Origin of the sequence: Dawidia soli, assembly GCF_018598185.1 — a bacterium.
Taxonomy (GTDB): domain Bacteria; phylum Bacteroidota; class Bacteroidia; order Cytophagales; family Cyclobacteriaceae; genus Ohtaekwangia; species Ohtaekwangia soli.
The window spans coordinates 85066-108157 of sequence record NZ_JAHESC010000004.1 but is presented as its reverse complement, the minus strand read 5'-3'; the positions used below and the strand labels follow the sequence as shown (position 1 = coordinate 108157).

Sequence of the window (23092 nt, the reverse complement as noted above, 5' to 3'; positions counted from 1 at the left end):
TCAAAGATAAATGTACGACGCAGTGATTATCGGCAGTGGATTGGGCGGGCTTGCCTGTGGCGCCATCCTGGCCAAGGAAGGCTACAAGGTCTGTATCCTCGAAAAGAACAAACAGATCGGCGGCACGCTGCAGACCTTTGTGCGCGAGCGCGTGATCTTCGATTCGGGTGTGCATTACGTCGGCGGCCTCGACAAAGGTCAGAACCTGTACCAGCTTTTTCAATACCTGGGCATTCTCGACAAGCTCAAGATGCGGAAGATGGACGCGGAATTCGACAACGTAGTGTTTGAAGATGACCCCACGGTATATAAATACGCCCAGGGATATGAGAACTTTATCCGGACACTCGCCAAAGACTTTCCGGAAGAGGAGGAGGCCCTGCGCAAATATTGTACGGCGATCAAAGACATCTGCAGCAAGTTTCCACTCTACAACCTGCGCAACGGCGATTATTTCGAGAAAGTAAGCGTGCTGGAGATCGACACACAGACTTTCCTGGAATCGATCACGACCAACCGTCGTTTGCAAAACGTGCTGGCAGGTACGAGCCTGCTCTATGCCGGCGAGCCCAAGAAAACACCACTCTATGTGCACGCGCTCGTGCTGAACAGCTACATTGAAAGCTCGTGGCGGTTTGTGGACGGCGGCTCGCAGATCGCCAGGCACCTGGCGCACGAGATCATCTCCCGCGGGGGCGTGATCAAAAAGCACCGGCAGGTGATCCGGTTGAAGGAAGAAGGAGGGACCGTACAGTACGCCGAAACCAGCGATGGCGAGAAATACCACGGCAACCTGTTCATCTCAAACGTGCATCCGGTCAAAACCATCGAGATGACCGAAAGCGACATGATTAAAAAGGCTTTTAAAACACGTCTCAAAAGCCTGGAGAACTCCATCTCCGTCTTTTACGTCAACGTGGTGCTGAAGAAGAACAGGTTTCCGTACCTCAACCATAACTACTATTACTTCGATACCAACGATGCCTGGGCGGTTCAGGATTACAACGACGATACCTGGCCGCGGGGCTATGCCATGTTTGTGGCAGCCTCTTCCAAAAGCGAAGAATGGGCGGACGGTCTGAGCCTGATGACCTACATGCGCTTCGACGAGGTGAAGAAATGGGAGCATACCTTCAATACCGTGTCGAATGAAGTGAGCCGCGGCGAAGACTACGAAGCCTTTAAGCGTGAGAAAGCCGAGAAGCTGTTTGAATGTGTGGAGCGCAAGTTTCCCGGCTTCCGCGACTGCATACAATCCTATTACGTCGCCACACCCCTGTCGGTACGCGACTATATCGGCACGGACGACGGCTCGCTGTACGGCATCACCAAAGATTACCGCGAGCCGATGCGCACGTTCATATCGCCCCGAACGAAAATCCCCAACCTGTTGTTGACGGGCCAGAACCTGAACCTGCACGGTGTGCTGGGCGTGACGGTCAGCGCGGTAGTGACCTGCGCGGAGGTGCTTGGAATGGACTATATGATAGAGAAGATCAAACATGCTTAAACGGATCATCAAGCTGCTGGCGTGGACATTTGGCTTCCTGCTGCTGTTGCTGTCGGGGTTGCTGCTCTACCTGCGGCAGGTGGCCCTGACGAAGCCGCCGGTGGTTATGCCCACGCCGCTGTCCACAGCGCCCATTCTGCAGCCCGACCCGGGGCTATATACCCTCGGCAACAACTGGTTCCGCCAAAGCGAAAGCGGGCTGTACGAGCTCTATGTCGAAGGCACACCCTACGAGCGCGGCGTAGCCAACGGCCGCCTGACGCAAACCCTGGTACAATACCAGGAGGATGTCTTTACCGGCCAGATCCACAAATTTGTTCCCAATGGTTTTTACCTGGGCATGCTGAAATATATGGTGGGCTGGTTCAACCGCGACCTCGACACGTTCGTGCCCGAAGAGTATCGGCAGGAGATCTACGGTGTATCGCAGGCGGCATCGCCCATACACGACGATATTGCCCCGGCATACCAACGCATTCTGAACTACCATGGCGCACACGACATCGGCCACGCGCTGCAAAATATGTCGCTGGTGGGATGTACAGCCTTCGCCACCTGGGGACGCCAGTCGGCCGACAGTACATTGATCGTAGGCCGTAACTTTGACTTTTACGTAGGCGATGAATTTGCGCGCGACAAGATCGTGGCCTTCTACGCGCCCGAGAAGGGGCACAAGTTCATGATGGTGACCTTTGGCGGCATGACGGGCGTGGTGTCGGGCATGAATGACGCCGGGTTGACGGTAACGATCAACGCCGCGAAGTCCGATGTGCCCGGCGCCGCAGCCACACCCGTGTCACTGGTCGCGCGCGAGATCTTACAGTATGCCTCCAGTATATCCGAAGCGTATTCCCTGGCGGCGCGGCGCAAGATGTTCGTGTCGGAGTCGTTCCTCATCGGCTCGGCGCAAGACAATCGTGCCGCGCTGATCGAAAAGACGCCGGATGCCATGGACCTGTACGAGCCGGACCGCGAGTATATCATCAGCACCAACCATTTTCTGGGCGGGAAACTGGGGCATACCGCACTGAACGAAGAGCACATGCGTACCAGCGCATCGCCGTACCGTTTGTCGCGTGTAGAGCAGCTGTTGGTGCAAAATGCCACCGGCCCCAATACCGTGGCGCGTACCGCCGCCATCCTGCGCGACCAGCGCGGTATGGACAACAAAGCCATTGGAATGGGCAACGAAAAGCTCGTCAACCAGCTTGTGGCCCACCACGCCGTCATCTTCCAGCCCGCGCAGCAGCGCGTATGGATCTCGACCGCACCGTGGCAACTCGGCAAGTTTGTGTGCTACGACCTGAAAAAGATCTTCGCCCAACGCCCCACACGCAACGAAGAGCTTTACGAAGAGGCATTGACAATTCCCGCAGACTCGTTCCTGCTCACGCAGGACTACCGCGACTATGTCAAGTTTCACCGCTACCGGTTTCCGTTTGCGCCGCGCACCGACCTGAATCCCGACAGTATAGTGCGCTGGAATCCGCTTTCGTATCATGCCTACATGCTGGCAGGCGACCAATGCCTGGAGCGGGAGCAGTACGAGCAAGCCGCGCACTTTTATGAGAAAGGATTGACGCTCGAAACCGCCACGGTACAAGAGCGCGAGCACATGGAAAAGAATCTGCAACGGTGTAAAGAAAAGATGTTATGATCATCGGCACGGGCATCGACATCATCGAAGTAGCGCGGGTAGAAGAGAAGGTGGCGCGTAACAACGGCTTTACCGAAAAGGTATTTTCGCCGGCCGAGCGTGCCTTCTGCGAAGCACAGCGTCATCCATACCAGCACTATGCCGCGCGCTTTGCGGCCAAGGAGGCATTCTTAAAAGCTACCGGGCGTGGGCTGCAGGCAGGGCTGGACCTCTGCGACATCGAGATCGTGCAAGCGCCGTCGGGCCAGCCGGTCATACAACTGCACGGAGATTTTAAGCAGCAGGCGGAAGTGTACGGCTGGAATAAGATCCATGTATCCCTCTCGCACGTCGGGGCAATGGCGTGCGCCATGGTTATACTCGAACAATGAGCCAGATCCCAGAAATCGAATTCCGCTCCACGCAGGAGATCCGCGCCGCGCAGGAAGACCGTCTGCAACAGCTGATGGCCTACGTCGCGCAGCACTCGCCCTTTTACCGGCGGCTGTTTGCCACGCACGGCATAGACGCAGGTGGCATCCGGCGCCTGGAGGATCTGGTACGGTTGCCCCGCACCGCGAAAGACGACCTGCAACAGTATAACTGGGATTTCCTCTGCGTGCCCCGCCATGCCATCGCAGAATATACCAGTACCTCCGGCACCCTCGGCAAGCCTGTTACGCTGGCACTGACCGCTGCCGACCGTACGCGGTTGGCCTATAACGAGTATATATCGTTTTGTTGTGCGGATGGCACGCCCCACGACACGTACCAGCTGATGCTGACGCTCGACCGTCAGTTCATGGCGGGCATAGCGTATTACGAAGGCATCCGCCAGCTCGGCGCGGCCGTTGTGCGCGTAGGCCCCGGTCTTCCAGCCATGCAGTGGGAAACGATCGAGCGAATCCGCCCCACGGTGCTGGTAGGCGTGCCGTCGTTCGTCGTCAAGCTCCTGGAATATGCGCAGGCTCATGGCATCGACCCCGCAAAGACATCGGTAAAGAAGATCATCTGCATCGGCGAAAGCCTGCGCACCGCTTCGTTCGAGCTCGGCGTCATTGGACAAAAGATCAGGAACGGGTGGGACGTAGCCGTGTACAGCACCTACGCTTCCACCGAAATGCAAACGGCGTTTACGGAGTGTCGTGCCGGCCAGGGTGGTCACCATCATCCGGAGCTGCTCATTGTCGAGATCCTCGATGAGGCGGGTCAACCCGTGCCCGACGGCACACCGGGAGAAGTAACGATCACCACGCTGGGTGTGGAAGGAATGCCCCTGGTGCGTTATCGCACCGGTGATCTTGCCGCGGCGCACACGGCGCGCTGTTTGTGCGGACGCACAACGTTACGCCTGGGGCCGATTGTCGGCCGGCTGCAGCAGATGATCAAGCTGAAGGGAACAACCGTGTATCCTCCCGGCGTCTTCGAGCTGCTCAACCAGGTACCGGCCGTGCAAGATTACGTGGTAGAGGCCATTACGGGCGCGCTGGGCACCGATGAACTGCGATTACATGTGCTGGTAAAAGAGACGCAGCAGGAAGAGACCATGCTGCGATTGCCGGCGATGTTCCAGTCAACGCTCCGGGTGGTGCCCGAAATCAGATTTGTGACGACAGTCGAGCTGGAGCAGCTCCAGTTCGGTAAGCTGGATCGCAAAGTGCGCCGCTTCCTGGATCGCCGGAACGGACAGGGTTAAAAAAGGAAAAGGTGACACCCCGTCCGGGCATCACCTTAACTCTATCTAACCTACCTGAGTTGGTACTTTGTTAACCAACGACTTTTTCAAGTTCGCTGATCTTATTTTGTGCTTCTGATTTACCAAGTGATAACGAGAGTTTGTACAGCTCCAGTGCTTCACGCTGTGTTTCTTTTTTCTTGCGGGGAGCGAACTTGGTACGTGATGCCGCCGTTTCAAGCGCAGCGGCTTGCGCGTAGTACATGTCGGCCTGAGTCTTGTTAGCCTGTGCGTTGATCTCTACAACCTTTGTTTCCAGGTTGGTGACATCCTGCTCGCGCATCTTGATAGTCTCGTCGCGTGTGGCCAGTGTCGAGTCGCGTTTGCTGACAGTCATCGCCAGGTCCTGGTTCTCGCCACGCATTCTTTCTACTTCCTGTTCCAGCGCAGCGATTTGTTGTGTGCTCTTTTCCAGGTCGTTTCTCAGGCGCTTGATAGTAGCGGAAGAAGCTTTATTGCTCTTCACCGTTTTTTCCAGCTCAGCTATTTTGGCTTGTGTTTCCTGGATGTGTTGGTTGATGCTTTGAAGGCGTCCTTTATAGTCTTTGTACGATGTGCCTTCAATGACATCGGTACGGAGCAACTGCCGGTTAGCATCGATGGAGTCGATCAGGACACCCACTTCTTCTAATGTTTGAGCGGTTTGCTGGCTCATTTGAAGTTCTGTGCGGAGTGAATCTACTTCCGAACGTAGAGCCTGCTTTTCTTTTGTATCGCAACTCCAGAGCATGCCGACGATGGGCAGCGCGAAAATTAATCTTTTGATCATAGCCATAATTGTTTAAGTTCTGACTGGGTATATACAAACTCGTGCTGACCTTGGGTGTCTGCACGGCAAAGCGGGGTTTAGACGCAAAAAACAGCGTTATAGTGATGCTAATGGCTACAAAGCGATTTAAGTGTGAAGAGCCTTTTTCATGATTCTTGGGGAAAAACTCCTCACGTTGGGGTAGGATGTGAAAAAAGAAGGTCAGGCTAAGCGCCTGACCTTGTGTTATGTTCGACGGAATTGCAGGTTATAACATATAGATGTACCTATTTGGTCTCCTTCACGAGTAACTGGCCCAGTTCCTTGCCGGCTTTCGCATAAGACTCTTGCAGGCGTGCGCCCGTTTCGTAATCAAAACCCCATGCGTCACGACCGGGTGATTTCACTACGGTAATGCGGGCGATCACTTTACTCTTGTTGGCTGTTTCCACGATCGTGGCTTCGCCGTCGATAAAGGCCGGTACGCGCATAACGCCCACGTTCCAGCCCGGCTCTGTGCGCGTGGTGTGGAAGATCAACGTGTATGGGGCTTTTTCGTCTACGCTGGTCGTCAGGGCTGCGTGTTTTGTAAAAAGCTCGCGGAATTGCGGGGCAAAACGCTCCTGGCGGTCGTCCACCCATTTCTGTTCAAACTTGTCGCCCCGGCCGGCTTCCTTGGTGTTGAGCTCGCCTTTGCGCTTGCTAACGTATTCTTGTTCAGGCAGCCCGTCCTTGCCGATGGTCATGTTATCATAGGTAAATTCGGTATTGAGGGACTTCTGACCCTTCAGCGGGGCGAGGCTTCCCTCTACGATTTTGATTTTTTGAGCATAGCCGGCCACCGATACGGCCAGCAGCATCGCGGTAAATGTTTTTTTGATCATGGTTATGTAGATGTGTTAAGGGTTTCGACGAGAAGGAAACGGAGTTTCGGGGTATGAAGTTACCGAATATTTAATCTCGGAGCCCCCATATTCGTGGGTGTTTTTCCCGGAGTATCGTATTTTTAACGCTCATTGCGTAACAGACCTGATAGACTATGCGCGCCCATTTCTTTGGCTTCCTGCTGCTCGCCGGCGTAAGCCTTCCTGCTGCCGGTCAGCAAAAACCTACCGCCCTGCCCCCGATGGCCCACGCGCCGGGGTATTCCTGGCAGGCGTCCATCGCCATTCACCCCAAGAATCCACAGAACATGGTCGTGGCCGTATCGCCCGGCACCGTTTACTATACCGTGGACGGCGGTAACACCTGGAAGACCGGTACTGTACCCGTAGTGGGTGAGCAAGGCGACGCCCGGCTGATATCAGATGGTCATGGTACGTTCTATTACTTTCAGACCAACGGCCCCGGCATTACAGCGTGCTATACTTCCCGCGATGGTCAGACGTGGGACACCGGCACCCCCGTGGCCATGGATAATACGAAACATAACGAGCGGGTGAATGTCTCCGCCGACGCCAAAGGATCGCTGTATGTCACCTATACACAATTTGATGAATACCCCAGCGAAGACGCCGCGTGCCGTTCCAGCATCTGGATGACCCGGTCTTCGAACGGCAAGAAATGGAGCACGCCAAAGGAAATGTCGCAGACCGCAGGGCGGTGCAACGACGCCCGGCGCGCGGCAAGCGGTGCGCTGGCCGCCGTCGCGGCCGATGGCAAGTCGTATGTAGCCTGGCTTACCGGGCAGACGATCTTTATGGATCGTTCTTTTGACGGATCGATGTGGCTGTCCAACGATATCACCGTCACCCGGCTGAAAGCCGATGCGTATAGCGAGCCGACATTGCTGGTAGACCGGAGCAAAGGCCCCCGCATGGGCAGCTTATACATGGCGTGGTCGGACACCCGCAGTAGCCAGGACGATGCCGATGTGTGGTTTATCCGTTCCACCAACTACGGCGACAACTGGACCTCCCCGCAGCGCGTCAACGACGACGCCCTCGGCCAGCAATACCAGCCGGCCATGGCGATCGATCCTGCCACGGGCATTCTCTACATGCTTTATTTCGATCGGCGGGCGACGGAAGGAGAGGGGCTGGCCACCGAGGTATACCTGGCGTGGTCGAACGACGGCGGCAACAACTTCCACAATAAGAAGATCAGCACGGCGCCCTTTACGGGACAAACCATCTTGCCCGAGCGCGGTTATACCGGCCTGGCCGTGCACAAAGGCACCATTGCCGCCGTATGGATCCAGGACCTCGACGGCAAGCCTGCCGTGTTCACGAACACACTTACCCAGGAAGCCCTGGGGGCTGCACAGATCGCAACAAAGTGATCAGCAATTCCGGCCGTCGACATCGCAGGCCTCGCCACCGCTGGTGATGTCGGCTTCCTGCGATTGCACGATCTCGCGGAAGGCCTCGACGAAGGTCTCCGACGCCTGGGCGCCTGACACGCCGTAGCGGTTATTGATGATATAGAAGGGTACGCCGGTGATGCCCAGCTTGTACATTTCCTGTTCCGCCAGCGACACCTGCATGACCAGGTTTTCGTCGGCCAGGGCCTCTTCCGCCAAGGCCCTGGACAGGCCGGCCTGTACCGCCACGGCAACGAGGTTTTCATTTTTCGATAGGTCTATGCCGTCGATGAAATAGGCTTTAAAAAAGCCTTCGGTCACTTCCAGCTGCTTGCCGACGGTCCGGGCTTGCTGGATCAGCACATGGGCTTTGCGGGTATTGGGCGACACCTGTTGTTTATCAAAGGCAAAGGCCAGGCCCTCAGTGGCGGCCGTTTGGGTGGTCTGACGGGTGATCTGCTCGTAGCGCTCGTCGCTGCCGAACTTGGCAGCCAGGTAGGCCCGCTGGTTGGCGCCGCTTTCGGGCATCTGCGGGTTGAGCTCAAACGGATGGTATTCGAGCTCGAAATCGTATTCGGTCGCGAGCTTGTCAATAGCTTTTTCTAATCTACGTTTGCCGATGTAACACCAGGGGCACACCACATCCGACACAATATCAACTTTTATCTTTGGCTTATTCATCGTTTTTCCGTTTTGCTTGGTTAACAGCCACCTATGCATAATGGTTCAGCCCATAACTTCTGCCGGCTAATGCCTTTATGCACAATGACTTTTCAATCCTTTATATTACTTTTGGGTTCCCAGTTAAGAAAATCATCATAAAAATGACCGAAGAAAAGCTCAAATTTAAGGTTAAAGACCTTTCCCTGGCTGCATGGGGACGCAAAGAAATTAAGTTGGCGGAAGCCGAAATGCCCGGCTTGATGGCCATCCGCGAGGAGTTCGGCAAGCAGAAGCCCCTCAGCGGCGCCCGCATTGCAGGGTGCCTTCACATGACGATCCAGACAGCCGTGCTCATCGAGACACTGATCGAGCTGGGCGCTGAGGTTTCCTGGTCATCGTGCAATATCTTCTCGACACAAGACCACGCCGCGGCGGCCATCGCAGCAGCGGGTATCCCCGTATATGCCTGGAAAGGCATGAACGAAAAGGAATTCGACTGGTGTATCGAACAGACACTGTATGCCTTCCAGGACGGCAAGCCGCTGAACATGATCCTGGACGACGGCGGTGACCTCACCAACATGGTGCTGGACCGTTATCCGCAACTGGTGACCGGTATCCGCGGCATCTCCGAAGAGACGACCACCGGTGTACACCGCCTCATCGAGCGCATGCACAACGGCAAACTGCCGCTGCCGGCGATCAACATCAACGACTCGGTAACGAAGTCGAAATTCGACAACAAATACGGCTGCAAAGAATCGCTGGTGGACGCCATCCGCCGTGCGACAGACGTGATGATGGCCGGTAAGGTGGCCGTTGTAGCCGGCTACGGCGACGTAGGAAAAGGCTCTGCAGCGTCCCTGCGTGGTGCCGGTGCCCGCGTGATCGTAACCGAGATCGACCCCATCTGCGCGCTGCAGGCCGCCATGGACGGATATGCCGTGAAGCGCATGGACGACGCCGTAAAAGACGCCGACATCGTTGTTACCGCTACCGGCAACTTCGGCATCGTTTTGGGCCGCCACTTCGAGTCGATGAAAGACAAAACCATCGTCTGTAACATCGGTCACTTCGACAACGAGATCGACGTTGCCTGGTTGAACAAGAACGCATCGAAAGATGAAGTTAAACCGCAAGTGGATCTCTATACCCTGAAGAACGGACGCCAGGTGATCCTGCTGGCCGAAGGCCGCCTGGTGAACCTGGGTTGCGCGACGGGTCACCCTTCCTTTGTGATGTCGAACTCGTTCACCAACCAAACGCTGGCCCAGCTCGAGCTGTGGACCAACACCAGCAACTACGAGAACAAAGTATACATGCTGCCGAAGCACCTGGATGAGAAAGTAGCAAGCCTGCACCTGAAGAAGATCGGTGTTGAGCTCGAAACACTTTCTGCCGATCAGGCGAAATATATCGGTGTGGAAGTGAAAGGCCCGTTCAAGCCCGACTACTACCGCTATTGATCTGGCGGTAACGGTAGCGTAACGCCGCCGCTCACCTTTCAAAGCGCCTTCCCGACTTGTCGGGAAGGCGCTTTCTTTTCCGGAGATCGTGTTTGTATCTTTGGCGATATGAAATGGATTGCCTACACCCTCTTGTTTGTTTGCGTACTGCAAACAGGCTTTACATCACGCCACCAGGAAAACGTCGAGTTTGTCTGTATGAAAACACACAAGGCATCGAACACCTGCCACTTTAACTTCAAAGTGGACGGCGCCAAATTCCGCTATGTAGACATCGGCTGTAAATACAGCAAGAAGACCGAAGAGATCATCGAAAAAGCAAAGGCCGGTACCATTGCGCTTTCCAAAGACTGGAAGATCGAATGCCCCGAGCCGAAGCCCGAGACCGGCAACTGATCCTGGTACCGACGCTGCTACGCCTGGTGCAGGCGCCGGTGCTGAAAGAGCGGCTTGAGGATAGCCCGGTCCAGCAACGCCCAGCCCAGCACCATGTTGATGGCAATGATGGGGTATAACAGCCATTTTCCTTTCACGGCGACAGACCAGTTCCACTGGTCGGCATAGGGCACTGCCACCTGCTGCACCGTCACGCCGGTGAACATATCGGACGACAGCCACGTCATGATAATGCCGGTCACGGCCAGAACGCCCGTTAACAACGCGACGCTTCGCCACACCCGGCGCGCCGGCGGCACCGATGTTTGCGGCAGCGGCGCAAGCGCAGCCATAACGCGCTGGGTAAAGTGCGGGGAGGGGCGCGCGATGCCCTGCGCCTGCAGCGCCTGGTGCACTGTGTCGAGGTCTTCCATGCGCTGTTGAACGCCGGCATCCTGCGCTTGCAGGTCTTCCAGCCAGGCCCTTTCAGCCTTTTCTTGTGATCCGTCGGGGTAACGGCTCAGGGCGTCTTCCAGGGCAGCAATATCTTTCTTTTTCATGGTCTACAGCGTTAACGCTTCTTGTTGTAACAGGGTTCTAAGCTCTTCTGCCAGGCGCAACCGCGCCCGGTGGATCCGTACCTTAATCGTGTTGGCCGGAAGATCGATGATCGCCGCGATCTCTTCCAGCGAAAACTCCTGCAGATAGAACAACGTCAGGGCCGTGCGGTCGGCTTCGTTCAGCCGCTCCATCGCGAGCATGACATATTTATGTTTATCCATCTTTTCCAGGGCGCTCTCCGCCGCCGCGGGAACCGCCAGGCGGGCATCCACGGCATAATACGCAGGCCGGTTCTTACGCCGGTACGCCAGGGCCGTATTAAATACGATGCGATACAACCACGTCGAAAACTTCGACTGCCGGTTAAACGAAGCCAGGTGCCGGTACGCCTTCACAAACGCATCCTGCGCAGCCTCTTCCGCCTCTGCCGTATTCTGCAATACCTTCAGGGCGATCGTATAGGCATACACCTGATACTTGTCGACCAGCACGGCATACACCTGCTGGTCGCCGCCCAGAATACTGTCGAGTAAAGCGTGGTCCGGATCCGTGATCATCATTCGCCGTCTTGGACGCGTATCAAACAGCGCAGGTTACAAGGTCGATCTATTTTTTTATGGAAGCTACACATAACCGGTCATTGCTGGCGCAAGCGTTACATTGCTGGCGCAAGAGTTAGCGCACAGCGCGTCTCTTGTGCCTACACTGTCGCCAGTTTGCAACTGGCGGGCAGAAAAGCACACCGGTGCCGGTACCCTATCATTATAAAAAAATTGACACCCTCCGGTAACCTGCTTCCCACCCCCGGTGTCATAGAGCAAAACTTAAAAGATAAGATTATGGTAGAAGGCATCCTGGCAATTTCGATGGTCATCACAGCCGTCATCGGTGGTATCATTATCATACTGTACCTCCGCAAGAACCTCAACATCGAGCGCATGGCGTTGATCGAACGCGGCAAAAATCTGTCTGAGCTCTGGCAGCCCGATCGCACGTCCTCGACGGCACTCCACATCGGCCTGTTAATGATCGGTGGTGGCGTAGGGCTGCTCGTCGGCGACTGGCTGGATCACGTGGCCGATATGAGAGAGGTCGGTTACTTCGCATCACTCTTTATCTTCGGCGGCATCGGGTTGATCGGCGCCTATGTCATCGACGAGAAGAAGCGTGAGCGCAAGGAAGCAGCACGCCGTAAAGAGTTGTAGGAGAGTGGGCCTATAACTCCCACACTGTAGAACTATTCAACAGTAAATCACTGGCAGAAGTATAATGATTTTCCTGTAATATTTTGATAATCAGATTTTTGGGGAAACTTCCCGGGGCGTGGCACAACATTGTATTATAGTGTATCAGTTCGTAATAATTGTTTCACTTATAAACTTAAGGTCATGAAAAAAGTAATGTTTGCCCTCTGCGGTTTAGTATTCGGAGTAGTAGCAGCCAATGCCCAGGCAGCACAACCCAGCAACAACGCTGTAGCAACTGAACAAACTGCTCAGCAGGATGACAAAGTAAAGATCAAGGCTGAAGAGCTGCCCCAGACGGTAAAGACAGCCCTGGAAGGCGAAGAATACCGCGGTTGGTTGATCAACGCCGCGTACCACCACAAAACAGCGGATACCTTCGAAGTAGAGCTGAAGAACGGTGCTGAAACCAAGACGATCAAGTTCGACAAAGAAGGCAAGAAAATAAGCTAATTACCCTCCGGCCAACAACCATCGTTTAATTAGCAGAGAAAGCTGGAAAATATTCCGGCTTTCTTTTTTATTTTCGGCTCGTATGGCGGCAATATTAGTGATTGAAGATGATTTGACCTTTTCGCGGATCCTGGAGGGGTTTTTGGTGAAGCACGGCTACTCGGTAGAGACCAGTCACCGCGGTAAAGACGGCTTGAAGGCCTTCGCAGCACGCACGTTTGACATGGTGCTGCTCGACTATCGTCTGCCCGACAGCACCGGCCTGGACATTCTGTTCGAGATCAAGAAGACGTCACAACATACACCGGTCGTGATCATGACCGGCTTCTCAGACATTCGCACGGCGGTAAAAGCCATCAAGGATGGCGCGCACGAATACATCACCAAACCGGTTAACCCCGAAGAGCTGTTGATGATCGTCAAGCAGGCGCTCAAAAAAGAGAAGAAGCCTGTTGCAACAGCCGCTGCACCCACCGAGCCGCATGATTTCGTAGAAGGCAAAAGCCAGGCCTCACGCCAGCTGCACGAATACATACGCCTCGTGGCGCCGACCGACATGTCGGTGATCATCGAAGGCGAGAGCGGCACCGGCAAAGAAAACGTAGCCCGCACCATTCATCGCAAGAGCCAACGGGCCCGGCAGCCCTTTGTGGCGGTCGACTGCGGTGCGTTGTCAAAAGAACTGGCCGCAAGCGAGCTCTTTGGTCACGTAAAAGGAGCATTCACCAGCGCCGTCATGGACAAGACCGGCCAATTTGAAGCCGCCCATGGCGGCACATTGTTCCTCGACGAAGTCGGCAACCTGTCGTATGAAGTACAGGTAAAACTTTTGCGCGCCATCCAGGAGCGCATCGTCACGCCGGTCGGCAGCAACCGCGAGATCAAAGTAGATGTACGCATCATTACCGCCACCAATGACGACCTGACCGAGAGTGTACGCAACAGCCACTTCCGCGAAGATCTATACCACCGCCTCAACGAATTTAAGCTGAAGGTACCGGCCTTGCGCGAGCGCAACGCCGACCTGGAAGAATTCCTCGACTTCTTTCGCACCGCCGCCAATCAGGAGCTGAGCCGCAACGTGACGGGCTTCGACGACGAAGTATTGCGCATCTTCCACCTCTACGACTGGCCCGGCAACCTGCGTGAACTGAAGAACGTGGTAAAACGCGCCGTACTCTTGACAACCGGCACCACGGTAGATGTCTCTGCCTTGCCGGTGGAAATGATGTCGGCCATCAAGAATCCGGCGACCAGCCCCAGCGCCCAGACCGCGCCGGTATACGACCTAAAAGTATTGCAGGAAGTACAGGAGCGCGAAATGATTGTAAAGACCTTACAAGAGGCGCGGTATAATAAATCGAAAGCCGCACGCATCCTGAATATAGATCGCAAAACGCTTTACCTGAAGATGGAAAAATACGGAATAGAGTAGGCGTAGGAAATTACAGGTCACTCAACACCCGCACGCTCTTCATCATCTCTTCGACTTCAATTTGCAGTAGAGCAGCCTCATCGTGCAGAGCAGGCAACGTCTCGCCATCATGGATCCGCTTCTCCAACGCCCTGAGCCGTATGCTCAACGGCGTGGCGCCCATCTGCCCGGTACGTCCCGCCACCTTATGCACAACCTCACGCAACATCGGCGTATCACCGCTCCGCAGGCTGCTTTCCAACCGCTGCAGATCCTCCTCGGTCTCTTCGATAAATTGCGCCAGCACCGACTGCAGCAACGTCTCATCGCCAAACGTCATCTGCCGTAAGGCCGACAGATCAAGCGCCGCCGGCGGCGTAGCCGACACGCTCGCCGCCTCTGACACCTCCGTTTGAGGCACCGCAGAAAGCCCCAGCGTTTCCAGCAGCTCGTGTTCATGGAACGGTTTGGAGAGCACCACGTCAAAGCCACCGTCCAGCAGCTTTTGACGATCCTGCGCAAAGACGTGTGCCGTCAACGCAATAAACCGCGTGCTGCGCGGATACTTCCTGCGCAGCGCAGCACACAGCTCGATGCCGTTTATCCGCGGCATGCGGATATCCATCAGGATATGCGTTACCCCGGCATCGGGCGTATGATCTAAGAGCTTTTCAGCCTCTTCGAAAAGAAGATGCGGAATGTTGTTCTTCGACAGGATCAGGCCGCACAGCCGCACGATCATCGGGTCATCATCCACCAGCAATACTTTGCCATGAAAGGCGCCTTGCGGATTGAGGGCGGGTGCATGCGTGGCAGGCTGCACCATGTGCATCGTGCGCGCAAAAGCCAGCTGGATGCGGAACGTAGAACCGATGCCAGGCTCACTGGAAACTTCTACCGTGCCACGCTGCGCTTCGACCAGCGACTTCACGATCGTTAATCCCAGCCCGGCGCCACCGCCATATTGCTCGGCCACCAGCGTACTGGCCTGCTCGAACTGATTAAAGATATTTTTCAGGTCTTCCGGACGAATGCCGATGCCGGTATCGGTCACTTCAAACGTGCAGGCGATCGTGTCGCCGGGCTCTTGCTCCACCGTGCGTACAGTGAGCCGTACAAAACCTTTATTGGTGAACTTGATAGCGTTGCCCAGCAGATTATAGAGGATCTGCCGCAGGCGGAACGGATCGCCGAGCAGGCGGTAATCAAGCGCCTGTTCATAGTCGAGCAGGAAGGTGAGGCCTTTCTTTTCCGCCTGCACGCGCATCGCCTCTTCTACCTCGTTCACCAGCGTACGCAGCGTAAACGGCTCTTCCGCCAGCGAGAAGTTGCCCGACGAAATGCGGCTGTAGTCCAGCACCTCGTTGACGATGTGTAGCAGATGCTCAGACGAGCTGTGAATGGCCGCGGCAGCTTCCGGACTGCCCGGATGCTGGCGCAGCTGCTCGGCAAAGCCAATGATAGACTGCAGGGGCGTACGGATCTCGTGGCTCATGTTGGCCAGGAAGCGTTGTTTGATCTGGCCCAGTTCTTCGGCTTCGTCACGCGAGCGCTCTAACTGCTCTTTGTAATAATTACTCTTGCTGATGTCGATCCAGATGAGATACACCAGCAGTGCGGCTACCAGGAAGAACACGACCAGCAGCATGCTGATGCGCGAGATACTTTGGTTGAAGAGCGTACTGGCCTGCCGGTTGGTGGTGCGCATCTGCTGTACCTCTTCGTTCTCCACCTCGTGCAGAATGCCCAACAGCTGGTTAATGAACAGGCTGTTGGCATGGATCAGCTCCAGCTCGCGGCGTTGCAGGCGGCGGTTTTGGCTGACACGGTTGTCGTCCAGCTCGCGCATGATCTTTTCTACTTCTTCCAACGCGTTGTTCTGGCGTGCGACCGCCAATGTGTCAACCTGTACGCTCAGCTCTTCTTCTACTTTGACGTGCTGCGTTTCAGGCTCGACCACCGTGCTTTTCTTTTTGCCAAAGAGCCGGAAACGCCCGGACTTCTGGCTTTTTTCGGGCGCAACGGCGGAATCCCTCCAATACGTCGTGGTGGTTTTCTTTTGCGTCGTCACCACGCTCGTATCGGCGCCCTGGTCGAGGATGACGGCGAGCGTGTCCAGGCGCTCGGTATATTGCCGGTTGGCGGCTAGCTTTAGTTTCAGACGCAGGTAGGAGAAAAACAATTTGTCGCGCTGTTTGAGCACCTGCTTCATCTCGCTGATGCGGCGGTGTTGGGCGGTGTCCCACGGCATGGCCAGGATGGTATCGATCTTGGCGGCGACAGTCTTAGACTGCAACAGGAAAGCACGATAGGGCTTATTGGGATTGCGGATGGCCTCCGCCCGTTGCAGCTGATCCAGCGTGGTGATCTCCTGGAAGACCGTATTCAGGGCGGTCAGCTTTTCGTTGGGCGCCGACAGCTCGTCTACGGTATCCAGCATCGTGCGGAACGCAAAATGCGTAATACCCAGGGCCAGGATAATGGCAATAAAGGCAAAAAAGAAGCCTGCCAGAACCTTCCCTTTTACAGAGACGGGATTCGATTTATCGCGTGCGTTCAGCATGTGCTATAAACTGGATACTTCCAGTGGATTATGTTAACCGAATAATATGCCAAAAAAGTCATAAAAACGAAAAAGTCCAGCAGCAGCGATGCCGTGGACTTTTCCGCAAAAGAGAGGCGTATAGGTAATCGACGTTAATACGAGGCAGTTTCGGCCGTCTTCGGGTTGGCCGGTTTCACGACGATCTCACGGCCGTCAAGCTCCTTTTCATTCAGGGAAGCAATGGCTTGCAGGGCTTCGCTGTCGTTTGGCATTTCAACGAAGCCATAGCCTTTCGAGCGGCCGGTTTCTTTGTCGCGTACGATCTTGGCGGAGCTCACCGCGCCATACGGGGTGAAGGCAGCTTCGAGTTCTTCTTTGCGCGTCTTGAAATTAAGCTTTGCAACAAAAATGTTCATAGTACAAGTATTAAGTAAAACAAAGGGTCTTTGCACCAGGGTGCTTTTGGGGCATAGCGGTTAGCAAAATTCATGCACGCTTCCGTGTTTCCAGACTATCTGTTATTGGAAAAGAAAAATGGCCCCACAGTAGTAATGTGGGGCCTGCCCAATAAAAGATATTTATAATAACCGCTAAACGCTTCGTCCTCTGATAAGCCGTAACAAAACGGCAATGACAGCGATCACCAAAAGCAGGTGTATAATTCCTCCCACACTGAAAACAAATGCCCCTAAAAGCCACCCGATAATGAGGATAACCGCTATTACATATAATAAATCGTTCATAGTCGTAGATGTTTGAGATGGATACTTTTCGCCGCCTGTAACCGTTCGGAAAGGCGACTGGAGTAAGTCCTGAAAAATCAAATGCCAGCGCTGCCAGCCGTAAAATTTACAGGACTGGTGAGAAGCATTTTCCAGCCATTGGGGTGCACACGTGTGAAGTGTGGAGCAACCGGTACAAAAGTGTGGAACTTTGCTACACATTGCCCACTACGACCGCTAAACGGAAGGTGCGGTACAATGGCACTAAATTTTCCATGCTTGACACGTATAACTGTCTAATGGCTTATGGACGCAATTACTATTGTATTGATCTTTTTTGGCACGTACGGCATCTTTATGACGACGGCCTATTTTCTCGCCAAGGTATTCTTCCCGCTGGAAGACGAAAGCGCAGCCGCCAAGGCTTCGTTGCGCGAGCGCCGCCAATTCGTACCCCGCAGAAGATTGTCTACCAAAGAGCTTCAGACGCTGCGCGGAACATTTCGTTACGCTAAGAACTAAATGACTAAGGAAGTATATACGTCGTGCGTATATACTTTTTTTAGCGTTTAACGCGTGTGCACGCGTTAGCGGATCCCCTTTACCCGGAAAGTATTACGCGGCATGGGCTCGGCAGTATAGATGGTCTTGGCTTGTAACAATTGAGGTTCTACGCTAACGGTTTCTTTCGACTCATCTTCTGCCGTTACATTCAGCGCGATAACGATCGCACCCAGGCACGTTCCTACCAGCAGGCACCGTTTGTTGAATTGTTTTTTCATATTCATAACCTCTCTTCTCAGATGATTCCCTCCCGTAAACGCAGAAAAGTCTGTGCCATTGTGTGTTTTCCTGAGAAATTAAAAGCAATCGGTGAATGGTCTATATCTGGGGAAATTAGCGGTCATAACTCCCTGATAAATGGGGAGATAGACATTCGTCAAACAAACGTACTCTTTGGCATTATTATTTCTATATACCTTTCCACAAGGCCGGTATAGAATACGTGTGGTTGAAAAATAATCCGGCAGGCAGGAGCGTTCTATTCGTAACGAGTATGCTCCGGAATAAAGGAAGGACCAAATGACAACGGTTATATCGTATGAAAACTTTATTGCGCATTGCTACAACCATTTTCCTGACGTATGCGTTACTTAGCCTAACTTCGTGGTAAGCGATTGGCTTAGCCGGCGACAGGAGTTTTTTGAAATTGTACCAGGTTGGCCGATGGATGTTCACACGACCGGAGGCAAAGAAAATACTTGGAGTGACGTGTGGAAAGGTGCACGGATCATCTTTCATGAATGGTGAAGAAGAAGTATGCTTTCGTTCCCGAGACGTTGTTCCTGGTCGAAGGACACCCCAAAAGCAGAACAATCCTAGCACTCCTTATCAGGAGCCGTCATTTTTAGCTTTATGACGGCTCCTTTTTTTATGCCTTTTCTTTTGATGATTAGACTATAAAAGGGTGTTGTATAACAAGTCTATCGGCAGATTGCGAAGAAATATCTTGTATGACGATATCTATTCCATAAACTGTTCTAATACGTGATGCAAAACCTGTCAGTTTCCTACGATTGGACCACGGATGATCTACGCCATAAAAGAGATGGGACATTGGTGGATCAGGTTAAGATCCAGGAAAGGAAAAGGGAGGATCGAACGGCAAGCACGTTGGCATCATGAGACAATTGCCGGGTACTCCTTTAGCACAAAAGGTGTTTTTGATCCGGCGTACTTCCTACTTACAATCCGTCTTCCCCGCGGCTTCTGTAAACCGGGCTGTGCGTTTGTCTTTGAGAACCCATGTGCCGTTTTGATCAACGAGCTCGCCGTGCGCGAGGAATAGCGAGTCGGTGGTCAGGCGAAAGATCTTCTCTTCACGGGCGTTGACACCTTCGGCCTGGTAGCTGTATACGGCTGTGATGGTGTCGTTTTGCAGGATGCCGTTCAGCGTGCCGACCATTTTGTCTTTCTCGGCGGGCAGCCAGCGCAATGTGCCGGTAACGTCGTTGCCGACGATCGTCAGTTGCACGAGCAGGGAGTCGTTGCCGGTAATGTCTTGAAAACAAAATTCCTGAGCCTGGGCGCTTTCGATGGCGTCCGTAACGGCATTGCGCTTTTCAGCGATTCGGCCACAGGCCGCCAGCAGCAACACGCTGCCACAAAAGTATACGGGGCGTATCATGAATAACGTAAGGGACTTACTCTTCGGAAGTTTCTATGCTGGCCTCGGTTGTGTTGCGGGAGTTGAGCGTCGTAGCCGGGTCTTGCCAACGGAGCTTATACATATCGGTCATTTGGTTGGCATACATGCGCACGATAATCACTTCGTCGCCAAGGGTCTTGAATTTATACTTACCGTCCAGCACATACGTCCAATCGAACTCGCTTGTCCACACACGCTGGTCGTCAAATTCGATCTCGGCGCCCGTCAGCTTATATACACCCGCGCCAATGGCGGGAGACTTCATCAGCTCGCTAAAGCCATTGAAGGTATTGTTCTGGATCACGAGGGTCACCGCGGTAGGGGTACAGTGGCCGTCGGGACTGAAACGGCTAAACTCGCCGGTATAGGTTCCGCTCTTCAGCACAGCCTGCGTATTTCCCTCATTCTTATCGCACGATACCAGTCCTACACAAAGGAGCACGAGCAGCAGAAATCCATTTTTCATCATCAGTCGTTGTTACAAATGTTTAGACCCTTTCAGAACCCCATTCGTTGGAATACTTAAAAATACGCGATCTCTCCCGACTTCCCAAAGGTTCCGCAACAGTCGTTCGCCCAATTGGTCCGCAAACGCGCCCGTTTGCAGAGATTTAACAGGAATTTCACGTAGGTCTTCCGCCGTAGTCAGGCGAAGGTGCGCCCTTAAAAATCAGGGCCCGGAAATGTGATGCTTTTTTCTAACTTGTTCGCGATCTCGCAGGTTGCGGGCGGATAGCTAAAATGAGATGTTGTGAGCGATGCGTACCGACGTGCCATGTGGCCTGGTGAGTCGACAGCGTAAGCCGAAAAGCTGAGACCAAGAGTAGGCACCCCTTAAACGATGTTGAAATGAGACAAATCATGAACCGCCGTCTGCTCTCGTTGTGGATGGCGACGAGCGCCCTGTTCCTGCTGGCAGCCACCAGCCCGGAAATGCCGGAAGCTGACGTGCCTGCACGTTGGAAAAAAGAAATGAACCAGGCTGGCCCCTACATGGCGGCGCCTGAACCGAAGGCCGTGGTGTCGGTGTCGGTCGGCGGACCTGCCCGTGGTAACAACCGGGACTACTACACCTGGACCGTTTCCGCCAGTGGCGGCACACCGCCGTATACCTACTACTGGGAATATACCATTGACGAGATCCACTACAATCCTTTTGTCACGGCCACAGGCACCAGTCAGACCGCGCAAATGCCGCTCGATCTCGATCTGCACCTACGGGTAACCGCCACCGATGCCAATGGTGTACAAGCTGTAGGAACCAAAACGACTATAAATACGGGCGACACCACGCATCCGTAAAAACAAAAAAGGTTCACGGTATGTGCCGTGAACCTTTTCGTATACACCTTGTCTGATATCTTATTCGAGTGCTTTTACACCCGGCAATACTTTACCTTCGAAGTACTCCAGCAGCGCGCCGCCACCGGTTGATACATAGCTCACGTCGTCGTTAAAGCCGAACTGGTTAACGGCAGCAGCGGAGTCGCCACCACCGATCAGTGAGAAGGCGCCTTTCTTCGTAGCCTTTACAACCGCCTCAGCGACCGTCTTTGTGCCGGTAGCAAATTTCTCCATCTCGAACACACCCATCGGGCCGTTCCACAGAACGGTCTTCGAATCTTCGATAGCTTTGGCAAATACCTGCGTTGCCTGGGGACCGATGTCAAGGCCCATCCAGCCGTCTTTAATGTTATTGTTGTTGGCCACGTCCGTGTTAGCGTCGGCGGCGAATTTATCGGCGATGATCGAGTCGAGGGGAAGAAGCAGGTCTACACCTTTCGCTTTGGCCTTCTGGATCAGCTCTTTTGCCAGGTCCAGTTTATCAGCCTCTACCAGCGAGTTGCCGATGTTACCGCCCAGGGCTTTGAAGAACGTATAGGCCATACCGCCACCGATGATCAGGTTGTCTACCTTGTCAAGCAGGTTTTCGATAATGAGGATCTTGTCGGAGATCTTCGCGCCGCCCATGATCGCCGTAAAGGGCTTGGCTGATTTTTCCATCACCTTCTTCGCGTTGTCGAGCTCGGCCGCCATCACAAGGCCTGCGCATTTTTCTTTGAAAAATTGTGCTACGATGGTAGTAGAGGCGTGGGCACGGTGTGCGGTACCGAAGGCGTCGTTTACATAGATGTCGCCGTGCTTGGAGAGCTTTTCGGCAAAGGCAACGTCGCCTTTTTCTTCTTCTTTGTAGAAACGCAGGTTTTCGAGAAGGAGTACGTCACCGGGTTTGAGCGCGGCCGACAGCTTGTAGGCTTCGTCACCGACGCAGTCGCCGGCGAACTTCACGGGGTGGCCCAGCAGCTCTTCGGTCTTTTTGACGGTATGCTTCAGCGAATATTTTTCTTCCGGACCTTCCTTCGGACGCCCCAGGTGCGACATCAGGATAACGCTACCACCGTCCTTCAGGATCTTGTTCAGCGTCGGGATCGTGGCGCGGATGCGGTTGTCGTCCGTAACGTTAAAGCTTTTGTCCAGGGGAACGTTGAAGTCCACGCGAATGAGCGCGCGTTTGCCGTTAAAGTTGATGTCGTTGATCGTTTTCATGAGGCGGTTTGTGTTGTTTAATGAAAATTTTCGGACAGCAAAGCTAAGATTTTTGCGTTGTGAGGGGATATTGGCAAGAATTAAAAATGGAGGCCCAGGCAGAACAATCGATTGCTTTTTTTAACATGAGCAGATTTTTATTTTTCCAACGCCCCCTGCGGCGTGTCTTCCGACCACTTGGGGCACGGCTACACCGTATCCCAAACCTGGTTCGCCTCCGTCAGAATAATAGGAGGCCCGTCCGTAATGACAATCGTATGCTCATGCTGCGCCACAAAGCTCTTGTCGCGCGTCGTCAGCGTCCATCCATCGTTCTTCTGATGCGCCAGCGTAGCCCGGGTAGAGATGAACGTTTCAACCGCTACCACCGAGTTCTTGCGGAAGCGCTCATGGTTGTGGCGATCGTAGTAGCACGGGATCTCATGCGGCGCTTCGTGCAAGCTCCGGCCGATGCCGTGGCCTACCAGGTTGCGCAGCACGGTAAAGCCGGCTTTGCGCGCTTCGGTTTCTATGAGCCGGCCGATGTCGGCGATGCGCACGCCGCCGTGGATGTTATGGATGGCTTTATGCAGGATCTTTTTCGAGGCGTCCACCAGGGCACCGCGCTGGTGGATGTCGCGTCCTAATACAAACGAGCCGCCGTTGTCGGCCCAGTAGCCGTTGAGCTCTGCCGAGACATCGATGTTGATCAGATCGCCTTCGGCCAGTACAACCTTGTCGGAAGGTATGCCGTGGGCCACGTCGTGGTTTACGCTGATGCACGTGTGCCCGGGAAAGCCGTATGTGAGGAACGGCGCCGAGCGCGCACCGTAGGATTGTAACAAGGCCGCACCGTAGTGGTCGAGCTCACGGGTGGTCATGCCGGGACGGGCGTAGTCGCGCATCTGGCGCAACGTGAGGGCCACCGCTTCGCTGGCTTTGCGGAGGTTGAACAGGTCGGTCTGAGACGTAATGGACATAAG

General features: G+C 54.3%; 25 protein-coding genes. 12 read left to right on the top strand and 13 right to left on the bottom strand.

Features of this window, described 5'->3' with window-relative positions:
• Positions 1-10 precede the first annotated feature (10 nt).
• The 4 genes from KK078_RS04075 to KK078_RS04060 are packed head-to-tail and all read left to right on the top strand — an operon-like array spanning position 11 to position 4842.
• Complete coding sequence (locus KK078_RS04075; protein ID WP_254088970.1) at positions 11-1510, top strand: phytoene desaturase family protein; 1500 nt, start codon at positions 11-13, stop codon at positions 1508-1510.
• Entirely contained in the window at positions 1503-3167 is a 1665-nt protein-coding gene (locus tag KK078_RS04070) for a C45 family autoproteolytic acyltransferase/hydolase (protein ID WP_254088969.1), read from the top strand. The genes KK078_RS04075 and KK078_RS04070 overlap by 8 nt, the downstream gene beginning before the upstream one ends.
• Positions 3164-3538, top strand: a complete 375-nt coding sequence (locus KK078_RS04065; protein WP_254088968.1) for a holo-ACP synthase — start codon at positions 3164-3166, stop codon at positions 3536-3538. Before KK078_RS04070 ends, KK078_RS04065 begins: the two co-directional genes overlap by 4 nt.
• Positions 3535-4842 (top strand): phenylacetate--CoA ligase family protein, encoded by a 1308-nt coding sequence (locus KK078_RS04060; protein ID WP_254088967.1) that lies wholly within the window; start codon positions 3535-3537, stop codon positions 4840-4842. Before KK078_RS04065 ends, KK078_RS04060 begins: the two co-directional genes overlap by 4 nt.
• A gap of 70 nt (positions 4843-4912) precedes the next feature.
• On the opposite strand, the gene KK078_RS04055 is transcribed toward KK078_RS04060, so the two are convergent.
• Together KK078_RS04055 and KK078_RS04050 are read right to left on the bottom strand one after the other, a co-directional pair.
• Positions 4913-5650 (bottom strand): hypothetical protein, encoded by a 738-nt coding sequence (locus KK078_RS04055; RefSeq protein WP_254088966.1) that lies wholly within the window; start codon positions 5648-5650, stop codon positions 4913-4915.
• Between the two features lie 266 nt (positions 5651-5916).
• A complete protein-coding gene (locus KK078_RS04050) occupies positions 5917-6513 on the bottom strand; it encodes a hypothetical protein (RefSeq protein ID WP_254088965.1) in 597 nt (198 codons plus the stop codon).
• Positions 6514-6668: 155 nt separating this feature from the next.
• On the opposite strand from KK078_RS04050, the gene KK078_RS04045 reads away from it, so the two are divergent.
• A complete protein-coding gene (locus KK078_RS04045; RefSeq protein ID WP_254088964.1) occupies positions 6669-7910 on the top strand; it encodes a sialidase family protein in 1242 nt (413 codons plus the stop codon).
• On the opposite strand, the gene KK078_RS04040 is transcribed toward KK078_RS04045, so the two are convergent.
• The gene (locus tag KK078_RS04040) at positions 7911-8612 is read right to left on the bottom strand and encodes a DsbA family oxidoreductase (RefSeq protein WP_254088963.1); all 702 of its coding nucleotides are present in this window, start codon (positions 8610-8612) and stop codon (positions 7911-7913) included.
• 143 nt (positions 8613-8755) lie between these two features.
• Between KK078_RS04040 and ahcY the strand changes: the two genes are divergently transcribed.
• Both ahcY and KK078_RS04030 read left to right on the top strand, forming a co-directional pair.
• A complete protein-coding gene (ahcY, locus tag KK078_RS04035) occupies positions 8756-10060 on the top strand; it encodes an adenosylhomocysteinase (RefSeq protein ID WP_254088962.1) in 1305 nt (434 codons plus the stop codon).
• A gap of 108 nt (positions 10061-10168) precedes the next feature.
• Positions 10169-10456, top strand: coding sequence for a hypothetical protein (locus KK078_RS04030; protein ID WP_254088961.1), 288 nt, complete (start codon positions 10169-10171; stop codon positions 10454-10456).
• Between the two features lie 17 nt (positions 10457-10473).
• Here KK078_RS04030 and KK078_RS04025 read toward each other — a convergent pair whose 3' ends face one another.
• Complete coding sequence (locus KK078_RS04025) at positions 10474-10995, bottom strand: anti-sigma factor family protein (RefSeq protein WP_254088960.1); 522 nt, start codon at positions 10993-10995, stop codon at positions 10474-10476.
• A gap of 3 nt (positions 10996-10998) precedes the next feature.
• Complete coding sequence (locus KK078_RS04020; protein ID WP_254088959.1) at positions 10999-11556, bottom strand: sigma-70 family RNA polymerase sigma factor; 558 nt, start codon at positions 11554-11556, stop codon at positions 10999-11001.
• 279 nt (positions 11557-11835) lie between these two features.
• Here KK078_RS04020 and KK078_RS04015 point away from each other — a divergent pair, with 279 nt between their 5' ends.
• The 3 genes from KK078_RS04015 to KK078_RS04005 all read left to right on the top strand — a co-directional run bounded on the left by KK078_RS04015 (position 11836) and on the right by KK078_RS04005 (position 14128).
• Positions 11836-12201 (top strand): DUF6249 domain-containing protein, encoded by a 366-nt coding sequence (locus KK078_RS04015; protein WP_254088958.1) that lies wholly within the window; start codon positions 11836-11838, stop codon positions 12199-12201.
• Between the two features lie 183 nt (positions 12202-12384).
• Positions 12385-12693, top strand: coding sequence for a hypothetical protein (locus tag KK078_RS04010; RefSeq protein WP_254088957.1), 309 nt, complete (start codon positions 12385-12387; stop codon positions 12691-12693).
• Between the two features lie 82 nt (positions 12694-12775).
• Positions 12776-14128: a sigma-54-dependent transcriptional regulator gene (locus KK078_RS04005; protein WP_254088956.1), complete on the top strand. Its 1353-nt coding sequence runs from the start codon at positions 12776-12778 to the stop codon at positions 14126-14128.
• A 10-nt stretch (positions 14129-14138) separates the two neighbouring features.
• Here KK078_RS04005 and KK078_RS04000 read toward each other — a convergent pair whose 3' ends face one another.
• The 3 genes from KK078_RS04000 to KK078_RS03990 form a co-directional block, all read right to left on the bottom strand.
• Positions 14139-16670 (bottom strand): hybrid sensor histidine kinase/response regulator, encoded by a 2532-nt coding sequence (locus KK078_RS04000; RefSeq protein ID WP_254088955.1) that lies wholly within the window; start codon positions 16668-16670, stop codon positions 14139-14141.
• A gap of 134 nt (positions 16671-16804) precedes the next feature.
• Positions 16805-17068: an RNA recognition motif domain-containing protein gene (locus tag KK078_RS03995; protein ID WP_254088954.1), complete on the bottom strand. Its 264-nt coding sequence runs from the start codon at positions 17066-17068 to the stop codon at positions 16805-16807.
• A gap of 174 nt (positions 17069-17242) precedes the next feature.
• Positions 17243-17395 carry a lmo0937 family membrane protein gene (locus KK078_RS03990; RefSeq protein WP_254088953.1) on the bottom strand — a complete coding sequence of 51 codons (153 nt, stop codon included), beginning with the start codon at positions 17393-17395 and terminating at the stop codon, positions 17243-17245.
• 285 nt (positions 17396-17680) lie between these two features.
• Between KK078_RS03990 and KK078_RS03985 the strand changes: the two genes are divergently transcribed.
• On the top strand, positions 17681-17896 hold the full coding sequence (locus tag KK078_RS03985) for a hypothetical protein (protein ID WP_254088952.1): 216 nt from the start codon (positions 17681-17683) through the stop codon (positions 17894-17896).
• 65 nt (positions 17897-17961) lie between these two features.
• Here the strand turns inward: KK078_RS03985 and KK078_RS03980 are convergent, their stop codons facing one another.
• The 3 genes from KK078_RS03980 to KK078_RS03970 all read right to left on the bottom strand — a co-directional run bounded on the left by KK078_RS03980 (position 17962) and on the right by KK078_RS03970 (position 20049).
• Entirely contained in the window at positions 17962-18156 is a 195-nt protein-coding gene (locus KK078_RS03980; protein ID WP_254088951.1) for a hypothetical protein, read from the bottom strand.
• 959 nt (positions 18157-19115) lie between these two features.
• A complete protein-coding gene (locus tag KK078_RS03975; RefSeq protein WP_254088950.1) occupies positions 19116-19562 on the bottom strand; it encodes a hypothetical protein in 447 nt (148 codons plus the stop codon).
• A 16-nt stretch (positions 19563-19578) separates the two neighbouring features.
• Positions 19579-20049, bottom strand: coding sequence for a hypothetical protein (locus tag KK078_RS03970; RefSeq protein WP_254088949.1), 471 nt, complete (start codon positions 20047-20049; stop codon positions 19579-19581).
• Positions 20050-20432: 383 nt separating this feature from the next.
• Here KK078_RS03970 and KK078_RS03965 point away from each other — a divergent pair, with 383 nt between their 5' ends.
• Positions 20433-20885 (top strand): SprB repeat-containing protein, encoded by a 453-nt coding sequence (locus KK078_RS03965; RefSeq protein ID WP_254088948.1) that lies wholly within the window; start codon positions 20433-20435, stop codon positions 20883-20885.
• A 60-nt stretch (positions 20886-20945) separates the two neighbouring features.
• Here the strand turns inward: KK078_RS03965 and KK078_RS03960 are convergent, their stop codons facing one another.
• Together KK078_RS03960 and map are read right to left on the bottom strand one after the other, a co-directional pair.
• Entirely contained in the window at positions 20946-22130 is a 1185-nt protein-coding gene (locus KK078_RS03960; RefSeq protein WP_254088947.1) for a phosphoglycerate kinase, read from the bottom strand.
• Between the two features lie 188 nt (positions 22131-22318).
• Positions 22319-23089, bottom strand: a complete 771-nt coding sequence (gene map, locus KK078_RS03955; RefSeq protein ID WP_254088946.1) for a type I methionyl aminopeptidase — start codon at positions 23087-23089, stop codon at positions 22319-22321.
• Positions 23090-23092 lie beyond the last annotated feature (3 nt).